This window comes from Roseospira marina (genome assembly GCF_014197855.1).
GTDB classification, from domain to species: Bacteria; Pseudomonadota; Alphaproteobacteria; order Rhodospirillales; family Rhodospirillaceae; genus Rhodospira; species Rhodospira marina.
Genome location: NZ_JACIGJ010000002.1, coordinates 70,545 through 97,460, shown reverse-complemented (window position 1 = coordinate 97,460; position 26,916 = coordinate 70,545). Strand labels below are relative to the sequence as shown.

Here is a 26,916-nt window from a genome sequence, read left to right as displayed (position 1 = left end):
GCCGCGCCGCCGCGGTTCTTTTGCCGTTCGCGCCGTCCGCCGTCACCACTCCGGACGGGGACGGCCGTCCCTTGGTCCTTCGATCCGGACCGCTTCCGGGTCCGTCCCCGGCCGATTTCCGCAAGACAATCCAGGAGAGTGTGCTCCGATGTTGACCAGCCCCATCGCCGATTCCGTTCGGGCCATTGTGGAGGCACGCCACGGTGATCCGTTCGCGTTCCTCGGTCCGCACGCCGGCAGCGCCGACGGTACGGATGCGAAGGGACGATGCGTCCGCGCCCTGTTGCCGTGGGCCACGGCCGTCACGCTGATCGATCCCGAGAACGGCTCGGTCCTGGGCGAGGCGACCAAGACCCACGAGGCGGGTCTGTTCGTCGCGGACTTCCCGGAGGCGCAGGACGCGGTTCCCTACAAACTGCGCGTGACCGGACCCGACGGGCCGATCGACCTGTGGGACCCGTACAGCTTTCCCCCCGTTCTTGGGGAATTGGATACCTACTTCATCGGCGAAGGCACCCATCTGAAGCTGTACGAAAAGATGGGCGCCCACATGGCCACGCTGGCGGGCGTGCGCGGCGTGGCGTTCACCGTCTGGGCGCCGAACGCCCGGCGCGTCAGCGTGGTCGGTGACTTCAACGGCTGGGATGGTCGCCAGCACACCATGCGTAAGCACCCCAACTGCGGTGTGTGGGAAATCTTTCTGCCGGAAGTGCCGTCGGGCACCCGCTACAAGTACGAAATTCTCGGCGCCGACGGGAACCTGATGCCGCTGAAGGCGGACCCGTATGCATTCTATGCCGAGGTTCCGCCGGCCACGGCCTCCGTGGTGTGGGATCTGGCCGAGTACCCGTGGAGCGATGACGCCTGGATGGACCGCCGCGCGAAGACGGTCGACCGGTCGGCGCCGATCTCGGTCTACGAGGTGCACATCGGATCGTGGAAGCATGTGACCGATGCCGAAACCGGGGCGTCGCGGCCCATGACCTACCGCGAATTGGCGGCGGAGCTGCCCGCCTATGTGCGGCGCATGGGCTTCACCCATATCGAGCTGTTGCCGGTCAACGAACACCCGTTCGACGGTTCGTGGGGGTATCAGCCGATCGGTCTGTTCGCGCCCACCAGCCGGTTCGGCACGCCCGACGATTTCCGTTATTTCGTCAACCGCTGCCACGAGGAAGGCATTGGGATCATCGTGGATTGGGTCGCCGGCCACTTCCCGGAGGACGCGCACGGCCTTGTCTGGTTCGACGGCACCCATCTTTACGAGCACGCCGATCCGCGCCAGGGCCGGCACATGGACTGGGGCACGCTGATCTACAACTACGGCCGCACGGAGGTGCGCAATTTTCTGTTAGCCAACGCGCTGTTCTGGCTCGACAAGTTCCACATCGACGGGCTGCGCGTCGACGCCGTGGCGTCGATGCTGTACCTGGACTACAGCCGCGAGGCCGACGACTGGATTCCGAACAAGTTCGGCGGACGTGAGAATCTGGAAGCCATCGACTTTATCCGTCGCATGAACGAACTGGTGTACGGCCAGTTTCCGGGGGCCATCACGCTGGCCGAGGAAAGCACGGCGTGGCCGATGGTCTCGCGGCCGACGTACTTGGGCGGGCTCGGCTTCGGGTACAAATGGAACATGGGGTGGATGAACGACACCCTGAGCTATATCGGCGAGGACCCGATTCACCGCCAGTACCATCACAACGAACTGACGTTCAGCCTGATCTACGCCTTCAACGAGAACTTCATGCTGCCGCTGTCCCACGACGAGGTGGTGCACGGCAAGCGCTCGATCCTGGGGCGCATGCCGGGGGATTGCTGGCAGCAGTTCGCGAACATGCGGGCCTATCTGGCCTATATGTGGACCCATCCGGGCAAGAAGCTGATCTTCATGGGCACCGAGTTCGCCCAGGGCCGCGAGTGGAACTACCAGAGCAGTCTGGACTGGCACCTGCTGGACATCGACTATCACAAGCAGATGCAGGACATGGTCGCGGCGCTCAACGCGCTGTACCGCGACACCCCGGCCCTGCACGCGAACGACTGCGAAAGCGATGGGTTCTCGTGGATCGACTGCACCGACTATCAGAACAGCGTCATCGCCTATATGCGCCGTGAAAGCGCGGAGCCGGACGCGCCGTTCGTGGTGGTGGTGTGCAACCTGACGCCGATCGTGCGCGAGGACTACCGGATCGGCGCGCCCCGCGCCGGCTGGTACGAGGAGATCCTGAACACCGACGATGCGGCGTTCGGCGGATCCGGGGTGACCAACGGCCGCGTGGTGGCGCTGCCGCAGGAGGCGCATGGGCATGCCCAGAGCCTTTTGCTGAACCTGCCCCCCTTGGCGACCGTGGTTCTGAAGCCGGTCGGGGAGTCCTGATCGCATGGCGCGGTCGCGTCGCGCCCGGATCGGGGCCGTCTCAGCGGGGCGGCCGGACCCGCTGGGCGCGACTGTGGATCGCGCCGGGGTCGGGTTCGCGGTTGCCGCGCCCGATGCGACACGGGTCGAGATCTGCCTGTTCGATACGGCGGACGGGCCGGAGATGCAACGGATCGCCCTGCCGGAGCGCGATCCGCGCGGCATCTGGCATGGTCATGTGGCCGGCCTGAGAGACGGCCAACTCTACGGGCTGCGGGTGCACGGCCCCTATGATCCGGCGCGGGGTCACCGCTTCAATCCACACAAGCTGCTCGTCGACCCCTGGGCGCGCGAGGTCGTCGGCCGGGTGTCCGCCGACGACGCCACGTTTGGGTTCGTGCGTGGCGCCCCCGGCCAAGACCTGACGCTCGACACCCGTGATAGCGCGCCGTTCATGCCGAAGGCCGTGGTGCGCCGGGCGGCCAAGCCGCCCTCTCCTGGTCCCGGAACGGCGTGGGCGGACACCATCCTGTACGAGGCCCATGTGAAGGGCCTGACCATGCTGCACCCGGACATTCCGCCCGAAGACCGGGGCACCTTCCGGGGGGTGGCCCATCCCGCGATCCTCAACCACTTGGTGGACCTGGGCATCACGGCCCTAGAATTGCTACCGGTGTTCGCGTTCTCGGACGAGCGACATCTGCCGCCTTTAGGGTTGTCGAACTACTGGGGCTACAATCCCTATGCCTTTCTGGCGCCCGATCCGCGCTATGGCACGCCGGACGACATGCGCACCATGGTCGCCGCCCTGCATGACGTCGGGATCGAGGTCATTCTGGACGTCGTCTACAACCACACGGCGGAAAGCGACGAGCAGGGTCAGACGCTGAGCCTGCGTGGGCTCGGCAACCGGACCTTCTACCGGACCTGCGAGGGCGGGCGGCACTACGTCAACGACAGCGGCTGCGGCAACTCGCTGCGGCTGGAGGATCCTCTGTGCCTGCGGCTGGTGATGGACAGCCTGCGCCACTGGGTGACGGAAATGGGCGTCGACGGTTTCCGGTTCGATCTCGCCCCCACGCCGGCGCGGCACAACGGCGCGTTTGACGTGGCGGGGCCGTTCCTGGCGGCCATCGGTCAGGATCCGACGCTGCGCGCGGTCAAGCTGATCGCCGAGCCCTGGGACCTGGGCGACTCCGGGCATCAGACCGGTGCGTTTCCCGCCCCGTGGGCCGAGTGGAACGATCACTTTCGCGACGCCGTCCGGCATTTCTTCGCGGGGCAGGGGGATGCGGGCGCGCTTGCCGCCGCGTTGTCCGGGTCGAGCCACACCTTTGCGCCGTCGCGCCGTCCCCCACAGGCCAGCATCAACTTCGTCACCGCGCATGACGGATTCACGCTGCGGGACCTGGTCACGTACGACCACAAACACAACGAGGCCAACGCGGAGAACAACCGCGACGGCACCGAACGCAATTTATCCTGGAACGAAGGCGTCGAGGGTGAAACCGACGACCCGGCCATCCTCGCGGGGCGTGACGCCCGGCGCACGGGCCTGATGACCGCGCTGATGGGCGCCCTGGGCGTGCCCATGCTGCTGGCGGGGGACGAACTGGGCCATACGCAGGGCGGCAACAACAATGCCTACTGCCAGGACAACGCCCTGTCCTGGATCGACTGGACCCGGGTGGATGATGCGTTCCTGGCCGTGGTGAAGGAGCGCATTGCCTGGCGCAAGGCGACGCCGGCCGTGCGGCGGACGGCATTCTTTACCGGCGCCCTTGATCCCGCGACCGGACGGCGCGACGTCACATGGCTGGACGGCGCTGGTCGCCCCCGCCTGGAGGGGTTCGACTGGGCGCACGATCGTGATGTGCTCGGCATGGCGCTGGGGGAGGCCGCGGTCGACGCGCCGCCCTTGGTTTTCCGGGCCCCCCGCCGCGCATCATAGGGACCCGTTGACGCCTCCAGGACTTGCACCGCCGGGCCGAACCGGGTTTCAGTACTCCCCCCACCATTTTTCGTCCGATCCAAGAGAGATCCCATGTCCCGTGCCCCCCTAACCGTCGAGGATTATGTCGCCGGCGTGCGGTCTGGCGACCGCGCCGCCTTGGGCCGCGCCATCACGCTGGTGGAAAGCCGCGCGCGCCGCCACCAAGACATGGCGCAGGACATGCTGCTTGAGTTGCTGCCGCACAGCGGCAGCGCCCACCGCGTTGGCATCACGGGCGTGCCCGGCGTGGGCAAGTCGACCTTCATCGAGGCCCTGGGAACCATGCTGACGGCGCGCGGCCACAAGGTCGCCGTGCTGGCGGTCGATCCGTCGTCCACGCGCACCGGCGGCTCAATTCTGGGTGACAAGACCCGTATGGAAGCTCTGTCCATCGATCCGAACGCCTTCATCCGGCCGTCGCCGTCGAGCGGCCGGTTGGGGGGCGTTAACCGGGCGACGCGCGAGACCATGGTGGTGTGCGAGGCCGCCGGATTCGACGTCATCCTGGTCGAGACCGTGGGTGCGGGTCAGAACGAAACCGTCGTCGCCGACATGGTAGACTTCTTCCTCGTGCTGATGCTCGCGGGGGCGGGCGACGAGTTGCAGGGCATCAAAAAGGGTGTGCTGGAACTGGCCGACATGATCGCCATCAACAAGGCCGACAGCCTGGGCGGTCACGTTGCCCAGCAGGCCGTGCACCAATACCGCAACGCGGTTCACATCCTCCAGCCGCCAAGCCCGAACTGGGCGGTGCCGGTCGTCACCTGCTCCGGCTTGAATGGCTCTGGCCTTGAGGATCTGTGGAGCAAAGTGGAAGAGCACTGGGGGACGCTGTCCGCCAACGGCGAGATCGAGGAGAAGCGCCGTCGTCAGCGCGTCAACTGGATGTGGTCGATGGTGGAAGACCGGTTGCTCGACGCCGTGCGCGATCACCCGCAGGTCAAGAACCGGTTGCCCTCTCTGCTGACCGGGGTGGACGATGGTTCGCTGACGGTGACCTTGGCGGCGACGGAGATCCTGGAGACATTCGGCGTTCGCGCGGAGTAGGGCAGGGCCGGAACGCCGGGAGTCCGATCGGCAACACCGGGAGTACAACCGGCGACATCATGCGCACGAACCGGGGTCGCGGTGAGGCTCTCCCTCGCACCTCCACTCTTGGCCGCTGGGTGCTATCCGACGGCGACGCCCGCCTTGACCACCAGAGCGTCGGGGTGTTCGGGCTCTAGGCGGAACCAGCGACCGAACAGAGGCACGCGCAGCGCATGGTACGGCCCCTCGCCGACCGCGCGCAGGCGGCGCCGGAACTCCGCCTCATCGACGTCAGGCGGCAGGCGGCACAGCGCGTCGAAATCCGCCGCACGGCGGGCGGCGCGCGCCCAGGTGATCTCCATCGGCGGCAGAGGTGTTGCGACGTCCACGAGGTCCTCGGCGAGGCTGCGCAGCAAGTGATGGGCCATGCGTCGGCTGAGGATTTCCAGCCCGAGGCGGTCCATGTCCGGCGGCAGATCGACGCGATTGGTGGCCACGATACGGCCGGCGTCCACGTCGGGTGTCATTTCATGCAGGGTCGTCCCGAACGCGGTGGCGTTGTCGTAGAGGGCAAACACAGCCGGATGCAGCCCCGGATACTCTGGCGGCCCCGGGTGCAGGTTGTAGGAGGGCCCGGGAAGCCGGCTCAGAATGTCGGCCGGAACGATCACCGGGGTGCAGAATGCCAACAGGCGCGCCATCGGATAGTGCGACACGGCTGCATCAAGTTGAGACCGGTGCGTGACAGGGACAACCGTCAGGTTCGGCGCGGCCAGCCGCAACGGCTCCACCGCAGCCTCGTGCTCCTCCGCCGGGACCAGTAGGATAATCGCGTCCGTCATGTGTCCGTGGTGCTCTGTGTCCTGCTTTTACGCCGTGTGCGCATCGCATGGTCCCCGGCCGTTTCGCACGAGCCGTCGGGACCATAGGGCGCAGCATCGTGCATTCTACCACATCACGTCCGCCAGGGCGTCAAGGCGCGAGGGCGACGCCTCTCGTCGATGCCGGAAAACCCGCCACGGTCACCATCGCCGCCATCATGCGAAAGTGCGTCGTCCTGGCAAAGGCCTGCTCAAGGCAGGGCGATCCTGGATGCCAGAGCCGCCTGATCAACACGGATACTCTATATGCCCTGAAATCGGACGGGCGCGCCGGCGGGCGGGCCGGACAGCTCCCCCTCGCGCATGACGACGCGGCCACGGACAATGGTCGCCATCGGCCAGCCGGTCACCGTCAGCCCGTGATAGGGCGTCCAGCCGCTTTTGTTGGCCATCCAAGCGTCCTCAATGGTGCGCCGCGCCTTCAGGTCGACCACCGTGAAATCGGCGTCATAGCCGCGTGCGATCCGGCCCTTGCCGGCGATGTTGTAGATGCGCGCCGGCCCCGCATTGGTAAGGTCGATGAACCGCTGCAGGCTCAGGCGTCCCGCGTTCACGTGGTCCAGCATCACGGGGACCAGGGTCTGAACGCCGGGCATGCCGGAGGGGCTGGCCGGGTAGGGGCGCGCTTTTTCCTCGCGCGTATGCGGCGCGTGGTCGGAGCCGATGACATCGACGACGCCTTCGGCCACGGCGCGCCATAGCGCCTCCCGGTGGCGCGCTTCACGGATCGGCGGGTTCATCTGCGCCAGGCTGCCGAGCCGCTCGTAGCAGTCGGGTGCCGTCAGGGTCAGATGTTGTGGGGTGACCTCGACCGTGGCGAGGTCCTTGGCCTCGGCCAGCAGTTCCATTTCCTCGGCGGTGGTGATGTGCAGCACATGGACCCGCCGACGGGTTTCGCACGCCAGGGCAAGCAGCCGCTGTGTGGCTCGCACCGCCGTTTCGACGTCGCGCCAGTCCGGATGGGCGGCCGGGGTGGCGCGTTCCGCCGCGATCGCCTTGCGCTCGCGCAGGCGGGCCTCATCCTCGGCATGGACCGCGACACGGCGCCGGCCGCCGGCCAGCACCCGCCCCAGCACGGTGTCGTCCTCAACCAAAAGGGAGCCGGTGGACGCCCCCATGAACACCTTGACGCCGGCGCAGCCGGGCAGCCCTTCCCACGTGCCCAGCTGTTCGGCGTTGGCGTCGGTGGCGCCAATGAAAAAGGCGTGGTCGCACCAGGCGCGGCCCTGAGCGCGAGCCAGCTTGTCGGCCAGTGCCTCCGGCGTGTCGGTGTTCGGGGTGGTGTTGGGCATTTCGAAGATGGCCGTCACGCCGCCCAGCACGGCCCCGCGCGTGCCGCTTTCCAGATCCTCCTTGTGCTCCAGGCCCGGTTCGCGGAAGTGCACCTGAGTGTCGATCACCCCGGGCAAAACGTGCAGGCCGCTGAGGTCGAGCGTCTCGACCGCGTCGGCGCCCTCGGGCACGCCCAGGGCCACGATTCGCCCATCCCGCACCGCCACGGTGGTTTGCGCCAGGCCGGATGGCGTGGCCACCTCGGCGCCGCGCAGCAACAAGTCATAAGGGCGGGTCGTTTCCACGGCGATGGTCTCCCGGTTAGCAGGACAGGCACAGAGGCGAGAGAGTCGCGAATCAGCGGCGGGCTAGGCGCGCGCCGACTCCTGGGCCACATGCGCGAACAGACCCCGGTACTGCGCCAGCACCTGCGGCGCCGTGTAGCCTTGGCCAAATGTCTCCCGGCCGCTGTTGACCAGAATGTCAAGCGCGTCCGGTTCGGTCAGCAGCCACTTCAGCCCCTGAACGATGGTGACGGGATCGTCCGGCGGCAACACCAGCGCGTTTTCATTCTCGCGAATCGCCGAATGGGGGTCGATGGGGCCAATGGCCACCACGGGCTTGCCATGCGCCCAGGCCTCCACGGCGGCATGGTCCGGCACACCGTCCAGTCCGCCGCACACGACCACATCGCTGGCGGCGTACAGGGCGCCGAGGTTGTCGCGCCAGCCCAGGAACCGCACCCGGGGCTTGATTCCGAGTTCGTAGGCGATGTGCTCCAGGTTCTCGCGCTCCGGCCCGTCCCCGGCGACCCACAGATAGACGTCGGGCAGGCGGTGCACGACGTGCAACAGCGTGGCGAAATCGCGTCGCTTGGTCATCTGCCCGGCCGCGAACAGCAGGGGCGCTTGCGCGGGGGTGAATAGGGTCCGTCGGGAGACCGGCTCCATCGGCGCCTGATCGACCAGCGGCGGCAGCAGGTGAATTCGCTCGGGCGGCCACCCCCGGTCCAGGAGGGTTTCGCGCTCAACCCCGCGGTGGACCAGCAGATGCTGGCAGTGGCGGTAGTCATCCAGTGGGCTGTCCGCGCCCCAGCGGCCGAGCACCGGAACGCCCATGCCGGTGACATGCGGCACCGTGTCGGCGGTCCAGGCCACCACCAGCCCGGGCTGGAAGTTGCGCAGGTAGGTCCGAATGCGGCGACGAACGAGAAACGACAGGCCCTCGTATTTCATCGGAACGGGATGAAGGCCGCCTTCGCGCAGTTGGGTTACACGATCCGCGCTGTCGCGCAGCATGACCAACTGCTGAATACCGTCACGATGCAGGGCAACGATGAGCCGTTCAAAGAACCGTTCGGTACCCCCGAAGGCGTCACCGGTGATGGCCTGCAACACGCGCGGATCCATGAACGGGGCTCCCTTGGCGAGACACGGTGATTGGAACGGACCGGGTCGCGTGGACGCGACGCAACGCCGCAGGGCCGAACCGGGCGCCAGAGGGCGCGGCGAGCCCCAGCATAACCCCGATGGTGGCGAGATGGTGGCAGACTATGCCGCAGCATCCTTCTGACCATCACAGGGCAAAAGATGGGGCGGGTCAACGGGTCCCGGACGGCGCGCGTAAGGATGCCACATCGTTTAGGAGGGCGCGCGCGGCGGCCGTGACCCGCTCCACGGGAAGGGAGTCGAGCAGGCTGCTCTCCACCGTCCTGGGATCCAGGTCCGGCGGAAAGAGCACGTCATAGGGTTCGTCGGTACGCACCGCGCGGCAGAACGGCCCCCAGGGGGCGTAATGGGCGTCGCGTGACGGCCCGAACAGTCCGAGCGTCGGCGCGCCGGCGGCGGCGGCCATGTGCATCAACCCGGAGTCGTTGCCCACGAACAGTGAGGCCCGGCGCAACACGGCCTGGACCCCCAGCAGGTCCAGGTGTCCGATAAGATCGATCAGAAGGGGGCCGTCGAGGGCGTCCAGCACAGGCTGGGCGGCGGGCCGCTCGTTGGGCGCGGCGACGACCGCGACGCGCACGCCGGGCAGGGGTCCGTTCGGCCCGGTCAGGTCCTGGGCGACCCGGACGAATCGTTCGGCGGGCCACACCTTGCCGGCCCAGTTCGCCGTGGGCGCCAGCACCAGCAACGGCCGGCCGGTGTCGGGGCCGAGGATCGCGTCCGCCGCGGCCTCATCCTCCGGCCGGATCCAGAGGACGGGGGGCGGCGGGTTCGCGAATCCGGCGGGGCCGAGCGCGGAGCCGATCTGGCGCACGCGGTGGTCCAGGGCCGATCGGTCGGCGCGCGGGATCAGGCGGCGGCGCGCCCGCAGCAGCCAGGGAAGGGGCGAACCGCGCAGGTCGACCAGCAGGTCCCAACGGGTGCCGACCGTTGCGGCCCACAGGGTGCGCCAGTGGCCGGCCCGGGGCTGCTTGCGCATGGCGTGGAGGGTCTCCAGGCCGGGCACGCCCTGGAACAGAGGCGCGGCGACCGGACCACAGGCCACCGTGACGCGAAGGCCGGGATGGCTGCGGATCAGGTGAGCCAGCAGGCCGGTGGACAGCACCGCGTCCCCGATCCGGCTGTTGGTGATGAACAGCAGTTTCATCGGAGGCGCTTCATCGGAGAAAGGACGTCCAGTGGCCTTCCAGGTCTACGGCGGCGTCGTCCCAGGAGCGTCGGCGGCCGGGCGCGCGGGCCTCTTCGACCATGCCGGCGTACAGTCCGTCGTCCCGCAGGATCTGGACCGTGACGTTTTCGAACGCGGCTTCGTCCGGCACAAGCATGCCGCTGTCGCCGTTGGCGATTCGCTCCGCCGCGCCGCCAAGGGGACGCGCGACGGCGGGCAATCCGGCCGCCTGCGCCTCGACCAGGGACCAGCACCCGAAATCCCACGCCTGCCCGGGGTGCAGGAACACGCGGGCCGTGCTCCAGGCGTCGGCCAGGGCGCCTTCGGGCTGGGGTTCCCGGACCTCGACCCCCGCATCCGAGAGAGCCTGGACGCGTTCCACCATAGGTTTGACGCTGGGTGGTACGCGCTCGCCCGCCACGCCCGCCGACAGAAGGGCTGAATAAATGTGCAGGCTCGCGTCGGGCAGGAGCGGGGCTATGCCCCGTTCCCAGCGGTCCAGCAGCCAGTCGAGCCCGCCATGCACCGGATGGGCGGTGGTGACCGCGACCGGGGGCAGGGCGGGTTTGGTGTCCGGGACGTCGAGGAACGCGGGCGCTGCGCCCGGCGCGACGACCTCGGCGCTCGCCATTAGGCTGGCCGGGCCGGCTGCCCTTTGACTGTCGCTGACGTACAGCAGGTCGGGCCTGTGCGTCGCCAGACGGGCACGGACCGACGGCCGGATCAGATAGTCCGGTTGGCCCATCACCCAGACGACCCGGCGGCCGGGCCGGACGGGCAGGGCGAGCAACGACGGTCGCCGCACCGCGACCAGGACATCGACATCATCCGGCAGGGTTCGGTCGCCCTCGTCCATCGGCAGCGGAAGCCAGTCCACACCGTCGATCCGCTCCGGCTCGACGATGGGAGTCGCCACCGAGACGCCATGCCCCCGCGCAGCCAGGGCCCGCGCCAGACCCACGACGGCGCGTTCGCCACCGCCCAGCGGGTCCTCGGCCGGCGTCCGCCCATCGTAGGGCACGCCATCGTCGGCAAACAGAATACGCATGCCCGGCCTTATACGCTTCGCGCCGGGACCTTGCCAAGACGCCCGCGCGGCCTACGTGTCCGGTAGCCTTGAACCACGCCAAGCGGAGTGATCCGACCATGACCGACCTGTGTGCCAGCGTTCTGGAGACTCGGGGCGTTTTGTCCCTGACGGGCGACGATCGGGTTCGGTTCCTGCAAGGCCTCGTGACCAACAACGTGGAGAGGGTGACCGCTGAGCACGGCATTTACGCCGCGCTGCTGACGCCCCAGGGCAAGTTCCTGTTCGACCTGTTCGTGCTGCCGCACGGCGAGGGCTGGCTGCTCGACAGCGAGGCGGCACGGTTGGAGGACCTGCGTGCGCGCCTGAAGAAATTCAAGCTGCGGTCGCAGGTCGACCTGACGGTGGGGGACGGGTGGAGCATTGCGGCGGCCTGGGGGGATGGTGTGTGCGCGGCGTTTGGTTTGCCCAACGTCGCCGGTGCGGCCCGAGCCTTGGGCGGCGCGGAGGCCGGCGTTGCGGTGGTGGACCCGCGCCTGCCGGAGGCGGGGGTGCGCCTTGTCCTGCCGGCGGAGACGGCCGGGGCGTGGTTGGAGGGCCACGGCGCCCGTCTGGTGCCGCCGGAGGCCTATGATCGGCACCGGCTGGCGCTGGGCCTGCCGGACGGCGCGCGCGATCTGGTCGTGGAGAAGACCACCGCCCTGGAGGGCGGGTTCGAGGATCTCCATGGCGTGGACTTCCAGAAGGGCTGCTACATGGGGCAAGAGCTGACCGCCCGCACCAAGTACCGGGGCCTTCTGAAGCGGCGCCTGATGCCGGTGTCGGTGGACGGTCCGGTGCCGGAACCCGGCACACCGCTGCGAACCGAGGTCGGCAAGGACGCGGGCGAGATGCGGTCCGGTCTGGTGCTGGAGGACGGCGGCGGCCTCGGTCTCGCGATCGTGCGGCTGGAGGCGTTTGCGGAGGGCGGTTCGCTGCACGCGGGCGAAAGCCGGATTACGCCCCATCGGCCCGACTGGATGGTGCTGCCGGAGCCGGCGACGGCGGACTGACCGGGCGCAGAGGCGGCCGTACGGGCCTTACCCGCGTGTGACGGGTCTGATCGACACGGTGCGTTCGGTGCCGACTGACGCGGCACGAGATGTGGCGTCGGCCCAACGCCGTCCGGCTTGTCCGGCCGGATCGTGCCACGGAGCCCCGCCACCTCCGACAGGGTCCCGAGCTCCCCAGGGAGCGTCCACGAATACCGGGGCTGGTGAGGGCTGGACAAGGTCCGTGGTGCCGCGCATACCTTGCGACCATCCATGACGGCGTTCCGACGGGACCCGAGACTCCGACCCGAAGACACGAGGTGATTATGTCCAAGAGTGTGCTGATTCTGCCGGGCGACGGCATCGGTCCCGAGGTGATGGCGCAGGTGCGCCGCCTGCTCGATCGCATCGGCGGCTTCAGCCTCAGCGAAGGCCTGGTGGGCGGCGCGGCCTATGACGTGCATGGCACGCCTCTGGCGGACGACACCATGGCCCAGGCTCTGAAGGCGGACGCTGTGCTGCTCGGCGCCGTCGGGGGGCCCAAGTGGGACAGCCTGCCCTTTGCCGACAAGCCGGAGCGCGGCCTGCTGCGCCTGCGCAAGGACATGGAACTGTTCGCCAACCTGCGTCCGGCGTTGGTGTTCGACGCCCTTGCGGGCGCGTCCACGCTGAAAACCGATCTGGTGCGCGGCCTGGATCTGATGATCGTGCGCGAACTGACCGGCGGCGTGTATTTCGGCGAGCCCCGGGGCATCGAGGATCTGCCCAACGGCGAACGGCGCGGCATCAACACGCAGGTCTACACCACCAGCGAGATCGTGCGGGTGGCCCGCGTGGCGTTCGAACTGGCGCGCAAGCGGGACAGCCGCGTGTGCTCAGTCGAGAAGGCCAACGTCATGGAAAGCGGCGTGCTGTGGCGCGAGGAGATCACGAAGCTGCGCGAGGCCGACTACACTGACGTTGCCCTGTCGCACATGTACGCCGACAACTGCGCCATGCAGTTGGTGCGGGCGCCGAAGCAGTTCGACGTCATCGTAACCGATAACCTGTTCGGCGACCTACTGTCGGACTGCGCCGCCATGCTGACCGGCTCGCTCGGCATGCTGCCGTCGGCCAGCCTGGGCGCGGAGGACGCTAACGGGAGCCGGAAGGCGCTGTACGAGCCGGTGCACGGCTCCGCCCCGGACATCGCGGGCCAGGACAAGGCCAATCCGATGGCCTGCATCCTGTCGGCCTCCATGATGCTGCGCTACTCGTTCGACATGGCGGCCGAGGCGGACCTCATCGACGCGGCCTGTCAGGACGTCCTGAACGCGGGCATCCGGACCGGCGACATCGTCGAGTCCGGCATGACGCCGGTTGGCACCGTCGCCATGGGCGACGCCGTGCTGGCCGCGATGGACAAGCGCAGCGGCGGCTGACACCCGCTGCAATGGTCGGGCGGCTTGCACCTGGGCCGCCCGACGTCCCTTATCCGCCGCTCAGTTGCCGCATGACGTCTTCCAGGCGGTTGGCGATGGTGCGGGTGAGGGAGGCGCCGACCTGCGGGTTGTCTTCCAGCAGGCGGACCAGGACGTCCCGCGAGATCAGCAGCGTTTCCAACGGCGTGGAGGCCCGTACGGTGGCGCTGCGCGGGGCGTCGCACAGCAGGGCCAACTCCCCGATCAAGTCGCCCGGCCCGCGCTCCGCCACCGAGGTTTCGCGACCGTCGCGCTCGACCAAAACCTCGGCCGTTCCCTCGACGATCACATGGGCGTCGTCTCCGGGTTCGCCCTGGCGCATCAGCACTTCGCCGGACCGGTACACGACACGGCTGCTCGTGAAGGCGATCAGCTTGAGGGTCGATGCGTCCAGGTTGGCGAAGAACGCCAGCCGTTTGAGGAGGGCGGCTTCGCTGGCGAGCGCCGCGGATTCGTCGTCGTCCAAGGCGGGGCTCGGCGTTCGCGTATCCTGATCGGACTCCGGGGCGGCCGGCGTCGGGGCCGCATCCGGCCGGCCGCGCACCTTTCCGTCTGCCAGTTCATAGACGGCGCCGAAGGGCGCCGCGCCCGGCGCCTCGCTGTCGGCCCATACTAGGGCCCGTCCGTCCATGTGCTCGGTCAGGGCCGAGGCAAGGGCTTCGCGGCCGGCACTATCCAGCGCGCCGGTGGCGCTGTTCAGCACCATCAGGCGCGGGCGCTTCATCAGGCCGCGCGCAATGGCCAGCTTCTGGCGTTGGGCCGTCGAGAGCCGCCGTCCGCCGACGCCGATTTCGGTTTCCAGGCCCAACTCGGTCAGAGGCCCCGCCAGATCGTTCCGGTCCAGCACCCGCGTCACGATCTCCTGAACCCGCCGTTCGGCATCGGGACGATCCGCGGCCACACGTCCGAACAGGACGTTGACCCGGACCGCAGCGTAGGGATGGTAGGCGTCCGGATCCAGGAACACGACGTCGAGTCCGTTGGCCTGGGGGCTGTTGGAGAGAACCTCGCGGATGCGGGGCCGCGCGGCGACGATCCGGGCCTGCGCGTCCTCGCCCAGCAAGCCCAAGCGGTGACGGGCGGGAATCAAGCCGAGCGTGAGGCTGCGCAGCAGGGCCTGATCCTCTTCCGGCAGGCGGCCGGGCCCCTTGGACCGGGCCTCCCGGATCAGGCGGACGTGATCGTCCAGCTTGGCGACGTCGAAGAAGGAATAGCGGTCGAAGAACTCATGCCCTGGCGGCAGATCGTGGAACAGTTCCACCATCCGCTTGGCCACCCGCAGACCGACATCCAGCAATGGCTGGAGCAGATCCACGGCCGCCAGCGCCTCCCGGAATGCTGGATGTCCGGCCAGTGCCAGCGGTCCGCCGGCCTGCTCGCGCGCCAGCCCGAACACTAGGTTTGCGGCCACGGTGGCATTCCGGTTGTACCGATCCGGGTGGAAACGCTCCACGAGATCCGACGCACCCTCCAGTTCCAGCTCCGAGGCGAACTGTCGACGGGCCCGCAAAAGAGTATCGGCCAAGGTCGGGCGCGCCGTCGGATCGACCCTGGCGCGCTGACCCAGGGCCAGTACGTCGTCCCCCAGTCCGACCACACGCAGGACCTCCAACGCGCGGGCATGCAGCGCGCCGGTATCGGTGCCGGCCTCGTCGTCGGGATCCAGCCAGGGCACATCCGGCCGTTCGGTCGAATTGCCGGACAGGGCTGCCTCGAATGTGGCGCGGGACGCGTCCGTCCCGTCGGCACAGATGTCACCCTCCTCGGCTTGCGGTTCGCGTCGCAACCCGTAGTACAGGGCATCGCCCAGGGTGCCGGCGCGGAAGCTGGGGTCGTGATCCACATAGGCGATGGCTCGCCCGAGCAGCGCGGGCGGCAGGGTGTCGAACGCGCGGCCGTCCAGGGTCAGGCGGCCCCGGGATAGGGGTTGCAGGCCGGCCAGGACCTGCGCCAGCTCCGGCCGCCCGCTGCCCGAATGACCCAGGATGGCGATGTGCTCGTTCAGGCGCAGCGACAGCGTTGCGCCGTCCAGCGGGCGCGTGCCGTCATCGTGCTCGACCACGCCGTTGCCGAGGACAAGCTCGCTGTCGGGGGTGAGCGATATCGGGGCGGCGGCGGTCTCCGACGCGGGGCCCATCCGGCTTTCCGGCAGAAGGTCGGGCGGAATGAACTGCTCGGTCAGCACGCCGTATCGGACGCGCGCGTCCTCCAGCGTCTGGTAGTAGGTCAACAGCTCTTTCCAGGGAGCGTAAATGTCCTTGTAGGCGGCCAGAACGGCCACCAGGGCGCCGATCGACAGGTCTCCTTTGATCACCAGATAGCCGCCGATGGCGTAAAACAGAAAAGGGGTAAGCTGGGCAAAGAAATTATTGAGGAACTTGATAAGGAATTTATAGCGGTAGATGTCAAAGCGGATGAAAAAAATGCGGTGCAGGATGCTGGAAAAATTGGCCAGCTCGAACCGTTCTGTGTTGTTGACACGAATGTCGGTCACGCCCGTCACGGTTTCTCCGATCCGGTCCGACATATGTCGCAGGGCTTTCACGCGCTCCTTGTTGAGCCGGTTTACGCGCCGCTGAAGCTTTGGAATCAGCCAAACCTGAACTGGATACAGTGAGATGGCCGCAACCCCCAGAACCGGGTCCTGGGCGAACATGAAGGCCAGGATGGTCAGCAGAATCCCGCCCTGGAACGCCGGCAGCGCGAAGGAATCGCCGAAAAAGCCGCCCAGCGGTTCGCTTTCCTGTGAGATCATCGACACCGTCTGACCGGCGCTGACGGAGCGGAAGTGCGGCAGCGGGAAACGCAGCACGTGCGCGATCAGCATATAGCGCAGGCGGCGCAACATGCGCTCCGCGATCACGCCCTTGTAGACCTGGATCACGTACTTCAGGCCGCCATTGGTGAGCACCAACGCTAGGAAGGCGCCGGATAGAAGCCACAGGTACTCGATCTGAGACATCTCCCAGCCCAGCACCCTGCGCGGTCCTTCGCCGCCGCCGATGGCGTCGTTGACGATCATCTTCGGCACTTCGAAGGACAGGTACAGAAACGGAAACGACACGACCGACAGCAACAGAATCCGGATCTGCTGAAACCGGCTGAAGCGCCAGACATAGGAAAAAACCGAAGGCGGCATGGGGTCTTTCCGCGCCAAGGGCGAACTGCGCGGTGCCGTCCGCCGGGTTCGCCCAGAATGCCCGCTCCCCGAGTTCGGGAAAAGGGAAAGCCGCGCGGGGCTTGGGGCGTGCACACCCCTTGAAGGCCTGCGCGAACCTCTGTCCTATGTCCAAGGCCCACCGAGGATACCGTCGTATGATGAGACGATGGCATCCTCCGCGGACTTCACCGGCCGTTGACGGAGAAAGGCACCCGATGGACCCCGAAACCCGACTGGTCGTCGCCGAGGCCACTACCCGCGCCATGTATCCGCGCGACAACGCGGCCCGCCATATGGGAATTACGATCGAGGAAACACGCCCCGGCTACGCCCGTGCCACGCTGGAGGTGCGGGATTTCATGGTGAACGGTCATGGCATCCTGCACGGCGGGATCTGCTTCACGCTGGCCGACACCGCGTTTGCCTACTGCTGCAACAGCCACGATGTCGTCACGGTGGCGAGCGCCTGCTCCATCACCTTCCTCGCGCCCGGCAAGCTCGGCGACCGGCTAACCGCTGAGGCGTCGGAGATCATCAAGAAGGGGCGCGCGGGCATCACCGACGTGACGGTCACCAACCAGCATGGGGAGGTGCTGGCGGTGTTCCGCGGCAACTCCCGCACCCTGTCCGGCCGCGTGACCGAGGGGCTGGATCCGCCACTCTGACAGCCGCGAACGCCCGTGACAGCGAAACGCATGGGCGCACCTCGCATTGCGGCTTGACCCCGTGGCGTGGAACGGACAAACAACCCGTTCGACGAAAAAAGCTCCCGGGGGAATTGGGACAATGGACCTCACCAAGCGGCCGCTGGAACACGAACTGGATCCGATCGAGACTGCCACACGCGACCAGTTGACCGCCGTACAGACGCGCCGCATGGCCTGGAGCCTGCGCCACGCCTATGAGAACGTCGCCCACTACCGCGCCAAGTGCGACGCTGTGGGAGTGAATCCGGGCGATTTCCGAGAGCTGTCCGACCTCGCCAAGTTCCCCTTCACCGCCAAGCAGGATCTGCGGGAGACCTATCCCTTCGGCAGTTTCGCGGTGCCCATGAGCGAGGTGGTCCGCATCCACGCCTCGTCCGGCACCACCGGCAAGCCCACTGTGGTCGGCTACACGCGCGCCGATATCAATATGTGGGCCTCGGTCATGGCCCGCTCGATCCGCGCCGGCGGGGGGCGGCACAGCAGTCGGGTTCTGGTCTCCTACGGATACGGTCTGTTCACGGGGGGACTGGGCGCGCACTACGGCGCCGAAGGGCTGGGGGCCACCGTGATTCCCATGTCCGGCGGTCAGACCCAGCGGCAGGTTCAGCTCATCCGTGACTTCGAGCCGGATATCATCATGGTCACGCCCTCGTACATGCTCGTCATCGCCGACGAGATGGAGCGCCAGGGCATGGATCCGCGCGCATGCTCGCTCAAGATCGGCATCTTCGGGGCGGAACCCTGGACCGGGCAGATGCGCGGCGCGTTGGAACAACGCCTGAACATCGACGCCATCGACATCTACGGCCTGTCGGAGGTGATCGGCCCCGGCGTGGCCCAGGAGTGCATTGAAACCAAGGACGGCCTGCACATCTGGGAAGATCATTTCTACCCCGAGATTATCGATCCGGCGACTGGCGCGGTTCTGCCGGATGGCGAGCAGGGCGAACTGGTGCTCACCAGCCTGACCAAGGAGGCCATGCCGGTCATCCGCTACCGCACCCGCGACCTGACGCGCCTGATGCCCGGAACGGCGCGCACCATGCGGCGGATGGATAAGATCACGGGCCGCTCCGACGACATGCTGATTATCCGGGGCGTGAACGTGTTCCCCACCCAGATCGAGGAACTGGTGCTCCGGGACGAGCGGCTGGCCCCGCACTACCAACTTGAGGTTCGCAAGGACAATCACCTCGACCATGTCACGGTGAAGGTCGAAGTGCGGCACGGTCTGACCGACGCGAGCGCGGGGCCGGCGGCGGCGCAGGCCCTTCAGCATCACATCAAGAGCCTGATCGGGATCAGCACCACCGTCACCGTGATGAACGAGGGCGACATCGAACGGTCCATGGGCAAGGCGAAGCGCGTCGTGGACCTGCGGCCGAAGCCGTAAGCCGGGCCGGGCCCGCTATCGCGTCGTGCCGTCGGCCGGGTCGGGGGCGCCTTGGTCGACGCATACCCGGTTCCGGCCGGCGCGTTTCGCGCTGTACAGGGCGCGATCGGCACGGCTCAGCAGGACATCAAGGGTTTCCTGACCGTCCGTCGGATGTTGGGCCGCGAGGCCCAGGCTGACTGTCAGGGACAGGTCTTGGGGCTGGCCGCTCAGGTCCGTGACGCGCATGATCGTGGAGGCCACGGCCTGCCGGATGCGTTCGGCAACGTCATAGGCTTCCGCAACATTCTCCGCCAGCAGAATGGCGAACTCCTCGCCGCCCATGCGTGCGACCAGATCCGTGTCGCGCAACGCGGCGCGCAGCATCCGTGCGAGGGCCCGCAACGCTTCGTCGCCGGCGGCATGGCCGAGGCTGTCGTTAATCTGTTTGAAGTGGTCGATGTCCACCATCAGCACGGCCGTGTCGGCCGAACGGTCGGTCACGGCCCGGCTCGCGTGTTTCTGGAACGCGCGCCGGTTCGGCAGGCCGGTCAGCGTGTCGGTCAGCGCGGCTTGCCCCAGTTCTAATTCGCGGGCTTTGCGTTCGCTGGCCTCCAGCACCAAGCCGGCCAGACGCCCAGGGCGGCCGGTGGTCTCGTTCGCGTTGACGGTGTCGGTGATGAGCTCCAGCCAAACCGGGGTGCCGTTCAGGCGGTGGGCGTGGCAATCCATGCGAAAGCCGGGACTGGTTCCGTCCAGACACGCGCGAACGGCGGTCATGACCCGGGACTGATCGTCCCGGTCGAGATGCCGGACCAGACGCCGCACGTTCATCTGCGCGTAGGGCGGTGGATAGCCGAGCATGGTGAACAGCGAGTCCGAGCACCACAGCCGGGGAGGGGCGAGAACCAACTCCCACATGCCGCTGCCGGTGAAGCGTTCGATGACCGTCACTTGGCGAGCCAAAGCCGTGCGGTGCTGGCGGTGGATAGCGCCGGAGATCAGACCCGCTGCGGTCTGGAGGTACGCCGTATCGTCCGGTGACCATTGAATTGCGCGCTCGCAGTCGTCCAGCCCCAGGGTTCCCCACCACTCGCCACCGACCATGATCGGTGCGGTGAGCATGGATAGGATGCTCTGGGATTCCTGGTCTTCCCGCAGAAAGCCGGGGTCGATGCGATCCGTGACAAAGGCCGCCGGCTGGCCGCGAATACGCCCCTCAACAAGGTGGCGGTACGAGGGATCATCCAACGTGCTGCGGAAGAGCCGGAACTTTTTGCGGTGCAGCTGCGCCCAGCGCGGGTTTGGGGCGTACTCGAAAATATGGTCCTGAAGGACGTGATCGTCGCCGCGCGACAGGGTCTGGAAGATCCAGGCCCGACTGACCCCGGTGGCATCGCCCACGATCTGAAGGGCGGCGCGTACGGACGTCACCCAATCCTCGCCGCCGTCCAAGGCCATCGCGCAACGCGCCAGGCTCGGCAGATACTGGCTTTGGTCTAAACGCGTTCTGGCGTGCATGGAGACAGGGGGGCGGACACAAGAGACGACACGAAAACGAACGGACGCCTTCGGTATTGTGCGGTGTCTCGGACCTCAATCACAATCCGGCGCGGAAACATATGGCCTTGGGCCGAGTGTCGGGAGGGGACGCAACGGCGGACGGACGTTCCCTCCCGGAGTGGCGACCGCCGATGCCGTGCCCGGACGTCGCGATCATCACGCCAGGGCGGCGGCCATCGGGTGGTGGTCACGCGCATCCATGGCCTTGCGGTTATTGTCCGCCGCATTGCGCAGAACCGCCTTGCGGACCTTTTCAAAGGCACGGTTCTCAATCTGCCGGACCCGTTCTCGCGAGACGCCATACTCCTTGCCCAGGTCCTCCAGCGTTTCCGGATCGGAACTGAGGCGGCGGCGCGTGAAGACGTCACGCTCCCGGTCGTTCAGGCCGTCCATCGCCCCGTCGAGCAGGGCCATGCGGTAGCCCGACTCCGACTGCTCCATCAGGATGGTCTCCTGGTTGGGGCGGTCGTCTTCAAGCAGGTCCATCATCTCGATATCGCCGTCCTCGCCGACCACGCGGTTCAGTGAGCCGTCGCGGGCGCTCATGCGCCGGCTCATGTTGACGAGGTCCTTTTCCGAGACGCCGAGTTCGGTGGCGATCAGGGTCGTTTCCTCCGGCGACAGGTCCCGGTTGTCGAGGAGTCCCAGACGTGCCTTGATCTTGCGCAGGTTGTAGAACACCTTCTTATGGGCGGACAGCGTGCCGATCTTCACCAGCGACCAACTGTTCAGGATGTACTCGTGGATGGAGGCCTTGATCCACCACATGGCGTAGGTCGCCAGCCGGAATCCCTTCTCGGGGTCGAACTTCTTCACGGCCTGCATCAGGCCGAGCGTTCCCTCCGACACCAGATCCGCCACGGGCAGACCATAGTGACGGTAGCCGAGGGCGATCTTGGCCACGAGGCGCAGGTGACTGGTCACCAGCGCATGAGCGGCGTCCACGTCATCGTGATCGTGGAACCGGCGCGCCAGCATGTACTCTTCCTCGGGCGCGAGAACCGGGAACTGCCGGATCGTGCGAAGATACCGATCCAGTCCACCATCGGCGGACACGGCGGGCAGGGACGGCATCGTGGCAAGGGCCTTGGACATGGTGTGTGCTCCTGGGTTCGGGACAACGCGAACCGGCCGACCGGATTTTTCCGGGATAACGCGCGAAGGCGCGGCGGGTTGCGGGGTCCGGACGGCGAACGGACCAGTATGAGGAACTGGCGTGCGATTACGCGCGGGTCGATGAACGACCCGCGATGCTCCGCGTCACGGACATGCACAATGCGTGTGTTGACCCGATTCCGGGCGGGGCGTCTGACGATCCTGCCAGAGACACCGTGGCGCGGCTTTCTGAAGCGCGCCGAGGCGGATAGGGTGATCCGTCATACTCTCATCCTCCTTCGAAGCGATGATGACGATCCGGTTCCAGACGGCAACCGGCCCATCTTGCGAGGCTGAACCCGCTTTGCAGCATCCAGCCAACATAAGTATAGGCGGGGCCGGGGTGGGTTTCAAGACGATCCCAAAACGGCGTGGCGCAAAGCGGGCCTTCCGTCGTCCAACACCGCAAGACGACCCCGTCAACGCTTGAGCGTTCAAAGAAACGCTTCGTCCACCCTTTCGATTTCCTAAATAAACAAATAAATGGGGCATAGGTAAGGCGGATCGTCCGCCCTTACCCGCGCAAAAATGGTCCTCCCCGTCGAGACCGGGAGGGCGAGTCCCAGCCCCCGGTCTGCGAAACCCGGTGACCCGAGAGGCCACCGGGCACGCGCCAGGACGTGGATCTCCGGACTTCGAAAACGGAAGGTGGGGGCGCCGTCGATCCGGAAGGGACCGGTTCGGCAGCATCCCATGTCACGGTCTCACGGTCGTGTAAGGCTCGTTTCCGCTGGGCGACGGTCTTACCGTGCGGCGAACTTGACCGCCTGCTTGGCCGCCGCGATCAACGCTTGCGCCTTGTTCCAGCACTCCTGGCGTTCCATTTCCGGGTCGGAGTCCGCCACCAGCCCGCCGCCGGCCTGGATGTGCACGACACCGTCCTTCACCAGGGCGGTGCGCAGAGCAATGCAGGTGTCCATGCTGCCACCGGCGGAGATGTAGCCCACCGTGCCGGCGTAGAACCCGCGCCGCACGGTCTCCAACTCCTCAATGATTTCCATCGCGCGCACCTTGGGCGCGCCGGAGACGGTGCCGGCCGGGAAACCGGCCATCAGGGCGTCCATGGCGTCCTGCCCCTTGCGGAGCTTGCCCACCACGTTGGACACGATGTGCATCACATGGCTGTAGTACTCGACATAGAACTTGTCGGTAACTTTGACCGTGCCGACCTCCGCCACGCGCCCGACGTCGTTGCGCCCCAGGTCCAGCAGCATCAGATGCTCCGCCAGCTCTTTCGGGTCCGCCAGGAGATCGGCGGCGTTGGCGGCGTCCTCGGCGGCGTCCTTGCCGCGCTTACGGGTGCCGGCGATGGGGCGGATGGTGACCTCGTCGTCGCGCAGGCGCACCAGAATCTCCGGGCTGGCGCCGACGATCTGATAGCCGTTCAGGTCGAGATAGACCATGTAGGGCGACGGGTTGGTCCGGCGCAGCGCGCGGTACAGGCTGAACGGCGGCAGGCGGAATGGCAGCGTGAACCGCTGCGACAGCACCACCTGGAAGATGTCGCCAGCCATGATGTATTCCTTGGCGCGGCGTACCTTGGCCTTGTAGTCCTCGGCGTCCATCATCGGCGTCGCTTCGGGCTCCGGCTCGGGGTCCGCGGCGAGGCGGCTCAGCGGCAAAGAGCGCTCCAGGTCGGCGGCGACATCGGCCAGCCGCTCGCGCGCCTGTGCGTGGGCCGCGTTGGCATCCACGCCCGGGCGCGGCCATACCGGCGTGGCCAAGGTCATGCGGTGCAGGATGTTGTCGAACACCACCATGATGGTCGGCCGTAGGAACACGCCGTCCGGCACGTTGATCGGGTCCGGGTTCTCGTCGGGGATCCGCTCGACCAAGCGGATGGTGTCGTAGCCCATGTGGCCGAACAGCCCGGCCACCTGCGCGGGCAGCTCCGGCGGCAGGTCGATGCGGCTTTCCCGCACGACGGCGCGCAGCGAGTCCAGTGGCGGCAGAGAGTCCGGCTCGAACGCGGTCAGGTCGTGGCGCGCGTTGCGATTGATCTCGGCCTTGTCCTTATGACAACGCCAGATCAGATCGGGCTTCAGGCCCAGGAACGAATACCGTCCCCGCACCGTCCCGCCCTCGACACTGTCCAGAAGGAACGAGTACGGGCGGTTTTCACACATCTTCAGGAACGCGGAGACCGGCGTTTCCAGGTCCCCGACGAGGTGCGTCCACACCACCTGCGCCCGATCGGCCATATAGGCGGAACGGAAATCGGCGAGGCTGGGCAGCGTGTCCATGGGTCGGGATTCCTATGATGAGGCTCGGGGGTGGGCGACAGGAGGACGGCCCCTACTGGAAGGCGGACTGAATTACGGCGCGGTTGATCTCCACGCCGCGTTCACGCGAAAGGGCGTCGGTGAACTGGATGTACAGGTCGTTGCCGAGGGCGTCGTTGAGGGCGGTGCGGGTTTCGGTCCGAGTGTCCGCGTCATCCGTGGCCGTGTCGAGAACGTCCACCAGCCGCACGACATGCACGGCATCGCTGGTCTCGACCACGCGGCTGGCGCCCGGATCGAGGGCGAACAGCGCCTCGATCAGCGGGCGGGGCGGGGCCTTGGCGTCGTCGTCCGCGGCGGTGCCGTCCCGGTGCACGGCCGGCAGACGAGTCGGGGCCGATGCGCCCTCGGCCTCGGCCGCGCCGCTCAGGGTGCGGCCCTCGCTTGCGGCGGCCACAATGGCTTCGGCGCGGGCGCGTTGGGTTTCAGCCTTGCGCTGCTGCGTCCACAGCGCCTCGACCTGCGCCCGGACATCCTCCAGCGGGCGCGGCGCCGAGGGGGTCACGCCATCCACGCGCAATACGAAATAGCCGCTGTCGCTTTCCTGCATCAGGGTCTGCTCGCCCGGATCGCTGGCGAACACGGTGTTGAGGAAGGCCGGCGCCTGCGGTACCGCCGCCACGGGCGTTCCATCTGGGGCGCGGCCCTGGCGGTCGATCGCCGGCACGGTCACCAGCTCCAGGTTCAGGGTGTCGGCGGCCTGTTCGAGGGTGGCGCCGCCGCCCAGCGTATCGTCCAGGTCCACTGACAGCTCATAGAGCGCGTCCACGGCCTCGTGATTGGCCAGTTCCTCGCGGATCTCGCCCTTCACGGTATCGAAGGCCTCAACGGTCCCGGCCGTCACAGCCTGCACCTGAAACACATGCCATCCGAAGGCGCTTTCCACCGGATCGCTAACGGCGCCCTCGTCGAGCGCAAAGATGGCGTCCGACTGGGCGTCGGGCAAACTGTCGGGGCTAACCTTGCCCATATCGATGGGGGCAGGGGCACCAGCCTCGGCGGCCGCGTCGGCTAGGGAGGCCCCGCTGCGAACGGCCTCCACGACGGCGCGCGCGGTCTCGGCGTCGTCGGCCAGGACCTGCTCCACTGTACGGCTTTCGGGCGTCGTGAAGTCGGACTGGCGGGCTTCGTATTCGGCACGCACGGCGTCGTCGCTGACCGAGACCAACGGCCGGGCGTCGTCCAGATCGAGCACGATCGCGGTGACGGCGCGGTACTCCGGCGCGGTGAAGGCCGCCCTGTTGTCGTCGTACAGGGCCTGGAGAGTCTCCTCATCGGGCGCGGTCTCCGGCTCCGGCGCATCGGCGACGGCCAGGGTGACAACCTCGCCGACCCGTGTCTCGTTGCGGTACCGATCCAGTGCCGCGACCATGGACTCCGGCGCATGGGCCCCGCCAGCCACCGGCTGCATCAGCGCCGTCCGCACGAGGTCGCTCCGGATCTGCTCTGTGAAGCGCGCCTCGGTCATGGAGTTATTGGCAAGGATGGCCTGGAAACGCTGCCGGTCAAACGTGCCGTCCGATCCCTGAAAGGCCGGGTTCGCGACGATGGTGCGGGCCACCACCTCATCCGGCACCGTCATGCCCCAATCCTGTGCGGTCTGGGTCTGCACCACCTCCGTCACGACGCGGCCGATCGCCCGCTCCAGGAAGCCGAGTTGCAGAGCCTGCTCTGCCGTGAAGTCGCTGCCCAGGCGCTGACGCAGCGCATTGACCTCGCGGTTGAACTCGGAGCGCAGGGCGGCGGTGCTGACCTCGGTGTCCCCCACGGTGATGGCGGGCGGTGCGTCGCCGCCGCCGGTGAGGAAATCGCCGATGCCCCACGCGCCGAAGCTGATGACGAGCAGGCCGAGAAGGCCTTTCGCTACCCAGGATTTCGAGGCCTTGCGAAAACTGTCAAGCATGCCGTTGCCTGTCTCTCTCGTGCAATGGGGGACGGTGACGAGGCCGGATCGCGCCCGGGCCAGCGCGGCGCATCATAGGGGCGTCTCCCCGCGCCCCGCAACAATGGAGGGGGGCGGTGCGCGGGGGAACGGCGTTGGGCGGCTTGGGGCCGTTCAAAAGCCCGTGTTTGCGTGCTACACAGACGCTCAGGTCTCACGGATTATCGGAAACAGGGGACATATCATGAGTGCGCGACGCCCGTTGATCGCCGGCAATTGGAAGATGAATGGCCGCAAGGCCGATGGCCTCGCCCTGGTGCGGGCGCTGGCCGACTGGCTGGCGGGTGAGGGGGCCGCCCATCGTGACCGGTTCGACATGCTGGTGTGCCCGCCCGCGACCCTGATCGCGCCGGTCATCGATGCCTTGGGGGGCGCGCCCCTGGATGTGGGCGGTCAGGACTGTCACGCCGCCGAAAACGGCGCCCACACTGGGGACATCAGTGCCTGGATGCTCAAGGACCTGGGGGCGACTCATGTCATCGTCGGCCATTCGGAGCGCCGTACGGATCACCACGAGGACGACGAGCAGGTGCGGGCCAAGGCCGCCGCGGCCCTCGCGGCCGGGCTTGTGCCCATCATCTGCATCGGCGAGACGGAAGCGGAGCGCGACGCCGGTCAAGCGTTGGCGATCGTCGCGCGCCAGCTCAACGGCTCCCTGCCCGAGGGTGCTACCGGCACGAACGTGGTCATCGCCTACGAACCGGTGTGGGCCATCGGCACCGGCCGGACCCCGACCGCGCAGGACGTGGCCGAGGTGCACCAGCGTATCCGCGCGGAGGCGCGCGGGCGGATCGGCGACGGGGCCGATGCGCTGCGGATCCTCTACGGCGGCTCGGTGAAGCCCGGCAATGCGGCCGAACTGATGGCCATTGAGGACGTCGATGGCGCTCTGGTGGGCGGCGCCAGCCTTAAGGCGGCGGACTTTCAGGCCATTGCCCTGGGCTGTCCCTGACATCCAGGCCGATGTGTGCGCCCAAGGTCCCAGAAACCGCTGGCCTTGGGCCGGACGGATGATTACAACAGCGGGCACTTACCCCGGTCGCTGCGACCGGGGCCGAACAGGG

The 26,916-nt window shown here is 67.5% G+C and carries 18 protein-coding genes; 8 read left to right on the top strand and 10 right to left on the bottom strand.

The window, feature by feature from the left end; genetic code table 11:
- The first annotated feature begins 148 nt into the window (after positions 1-148).
- The 3 genes from glgB to meaB all read left to right on the top strand — a co-directional run bounded on the left by glgB (position 149) and on the right by meaB (position 5,402).
- Positions 149-2,383, top strand: a complete 2,235-nt coding sequence (gene glgB / locus GGD82_RS02965; protein WP_150061090.1) for a 1,4-alpha-glucan branching protein GlgB — start codon at positions 149-151, stop codon at positions 2,381-2,383.
- A gap of 4 nt (positions 2,384-2,387) precedes the next feature.
- Positions 2,388-4,313 (top strand): glycogen debranching protein GlgX, encoded by a 1,926-nt coding sequence (gene glgX / locus GGD82_RS02960; RefSeq protein ID WP_150061091.1) that lies wholly within the window; start codon positions 2,388-2,390, stop codon positions 4,311-4,313.
- Positions 4,314-4,406: 93 nt separating this feature from the next.
- On the top strand, positions 4,407-5,402 hold the full coding sequence (meaB, locus tag GGD82_RS02955; RefSeq protein WP_150061092.1) for a methylmalonyl Co-A mutase-associated GTPase MeaB: 996 nt from the start codon (positions 4,407-4,409) through the stop codon (positions 5,400-5,402).
- 122 nt (positions 5,403-5,524) lie between these two features.
- Here the strand turns inward: meaB and GGD82_RS02950 are convergent, their stop codons facing one another.
- From GGD82_RS02950 to GGD82_RS02930, 5 genes are all read right to left on the bottom strand, one after another.
- Positions 5,525-6,226 carry a formyltransferase family protein gene (locus GGD82_RS02950; protein WP_150061093.1) on the bottom strand — a complete coding sequence of 234 codons (702 nt, stop codon included), beginning with the start codon at positions 6,224-6,226 and terminating at the stop codon, positions 5,525-5,527.
- A gap of 281 nt (positions 6,227-6,507) precedes the next feature.
- Positions 6,508-7,842 (bottom strand): dihydroorotase, encoded by a 1,335-nt coding sequence (locus GGD82_RS02945; protein WP_150061094.1) that lies wholly within the window; start codon positions 7,840-7,842, stop codon positions 6,508-6,510.
- Positions 7,843-7,905: 63 nt separating this feature from the next.
- Entirely contained in the window at positions 7,906-8,946 is a 1,041-nt protein-coding gene (locus GGD82_RS02940) for a glycosyltransferase (protein ID WP_150061095.1), read from the bottom strand.
- 190 nt (positions 8,947-9,136) lie between these two features.
- Positions 9,137-10,132 (bottom strand): glycosyltransferase family 9 protein, encoded by a 996-nt coding sequence (locus tag GGD82_RS02935; RefSeq protein WP_150061096.1) that lies wholly within the window; start codon positions 10,130-10,132, stop codon positions 9,137-9,139.
- 10 nt (positions 10,133-10,142) lie between these two features.
- On the bottom strand, positions 10,143-11,201 hold the full coding sequence (locus GGD82_RS02930; RefSeq protein ID WP_150061097.1) for a glycosyltransferase: 1,059 nt from the start codon (positions 11,199-11,201) through the stop codon (positions 10,143-10,145).
- Between the two features lie 98 nt (positions 11,202-11,299).
- On the opposite strand from GGD82_RS02930, the gene ygfZ reads away from it, so the two are divergent.
- Positions 11,300-12,232 carry a CAF17-like 4Fe-4S cluster assembly/insertion protein YgfZ gene (ygfZ, locus tag GGD82_RS02925; protein ID WP_150061098.1) on the top strand — a complete coding sequence of 311 codons (933 nt, stop codon included), beginning with the start codon at positions 11,300-11,302 and terminating at the stop codon, positions 12,230-12,232.
- Positions 12,233-12,534: 302 nt separating this feature from the next.
- Positions 12,535-13,632 carry a 3-isopropylmalate dehydrogenase gene (gene leuB / locus GGD82_RS02920; RefSeq protein ID WP_170284163.1) on the top strand — a complete coding sequence of 366 codons (1,098 nt, stop codon included), beginning with the start codon at positions 12,535-12,537 and terminating at the stop codon, positions 13,630-13,632.
- Positions 13,633-13,681: 49 nt separating this feature from the next.
- Here leuB and GGD82_RS02915 read toward each other — a convergent pair whose 3' ends face one another.
- On the bottom strand, positions 13,682-16,810 hold the full coding sequence (locus GGD82_RS02915; RefSeq protein ID WP_150061100.1) for an ABC transporter transmembrane domain-containing protein: 3,129 nt from the start codon (positions 16,808-16,810) through the stop codon (positions 13,682-13,684).
- 236 nt (positions 16,811-17,046) lie between these two features.
- Between GGD82_RS02915 and paaI the strand changes: the two genes are divergently transcribed.
- Both paaI and paaK read left to right on the top strand, forming a co-directional pair.
- Complete coding sequence (gene paaI / locus GGD82_RS02910) at positions 17,047-17,496, top strand: hydroxyphenylacetyl-CoA thioesterase PaaI (protein ID WP_150061101.1); 450 nt, start codon at positions 17,047-17,049, stop codon at positions 17,494-17,496.
- Between the two features lie 121 nt (positions 17,497-17,617).
- The gene (gene paaK / locus GGD82_RS02905) at positions 17,618-18,931 is read left to right on the top strand and encodes a phenylacetate--CoA ligase PaaK (RefSeq protein WP_150061102.1); all 1,314 of its coding nucleotides are present in this window, start codon (positions 17,618-17,620) and stop codon (positions 18,929-18,931) included.
- 15 nt (positions 18,932-18,946) lie between these two features.
- On the opposite strand, the gene GGD82_RS02900 is transcribed toward paaK, so the two are convergent.
- From GGD82_RS02900 to GGD82_RS02885, 4 genes are all read right to left on the bottom strand, one after another.
- Positions 18,947-20,344 (bottom strand): sensor domain-containing diguanylate cyclase, encoded by a 1,398-nt coding sequence (locus GGD82_RS02900; protein ID WP_170284150.1) that lies wholly within the window; start codon positions 20,342-20,344, stop codon positions 18,947-18,949.
- Between the two features lie 285 nt (positions 20,345-20,629).
- The gene (rpoH, locus tag GGD82_RS02895) at positions 20,630-21,568 is read right to left on the bottom strand and encodes an RNA polymerase sigma factor RpoH (protein ID WP_150061104.1); all 939 of its coding nucleotides are present in this window, start codon (positions 21,566-21,568) and stop codon (positions 20,630-20,632) included.
- 803 nt (positions 21,569-22,371) lie between these two features.
- Positions 22,372-23,871: an anthranilate synthase component I gene (gene trpE, locus GGD82_RS02890; RefSeq protein WP_150061105.1), complete on the bottom strand. Its 1,500-nt coding sequence runs from the start codon at positions 23,869-23,871 to the stop codon at positions 22,372-22,374.
- Positions 23,872-23,923: 52 nt separating this feature from the next.
- The gene (locus GGD82_RS02885) at positions 23,924-25,813 is read right to left on the bottom strand and encodes a SurA N-terminal domain-containing protein (RefSeq protein WP_150061106.1); all 1,890 of its coding nucleotides are present in this window, start codon (positions 25,811-25,813) and stop codon (positions 23,924-23,926) included.
- Between the two features lie 223 nt (positions 25,814-26,036).
- Between GGD82_RS02885 and tpiA the strand changes: the two genes are divergently transcribed.
- On the top strand, positions 26,037-26,804 hold the full coding sequence (gene tpiA / locus GGD82_RS02880) for a triose-phosphate isomerase (RefSeq protein ID WP_150061107.1): 768 nt from the start codon (positions 26,037-26,039) through the stop codon (positions 26,802-26,804).
- Positions 26,805-26,916 lie beyond the last annotated feature (112 nt).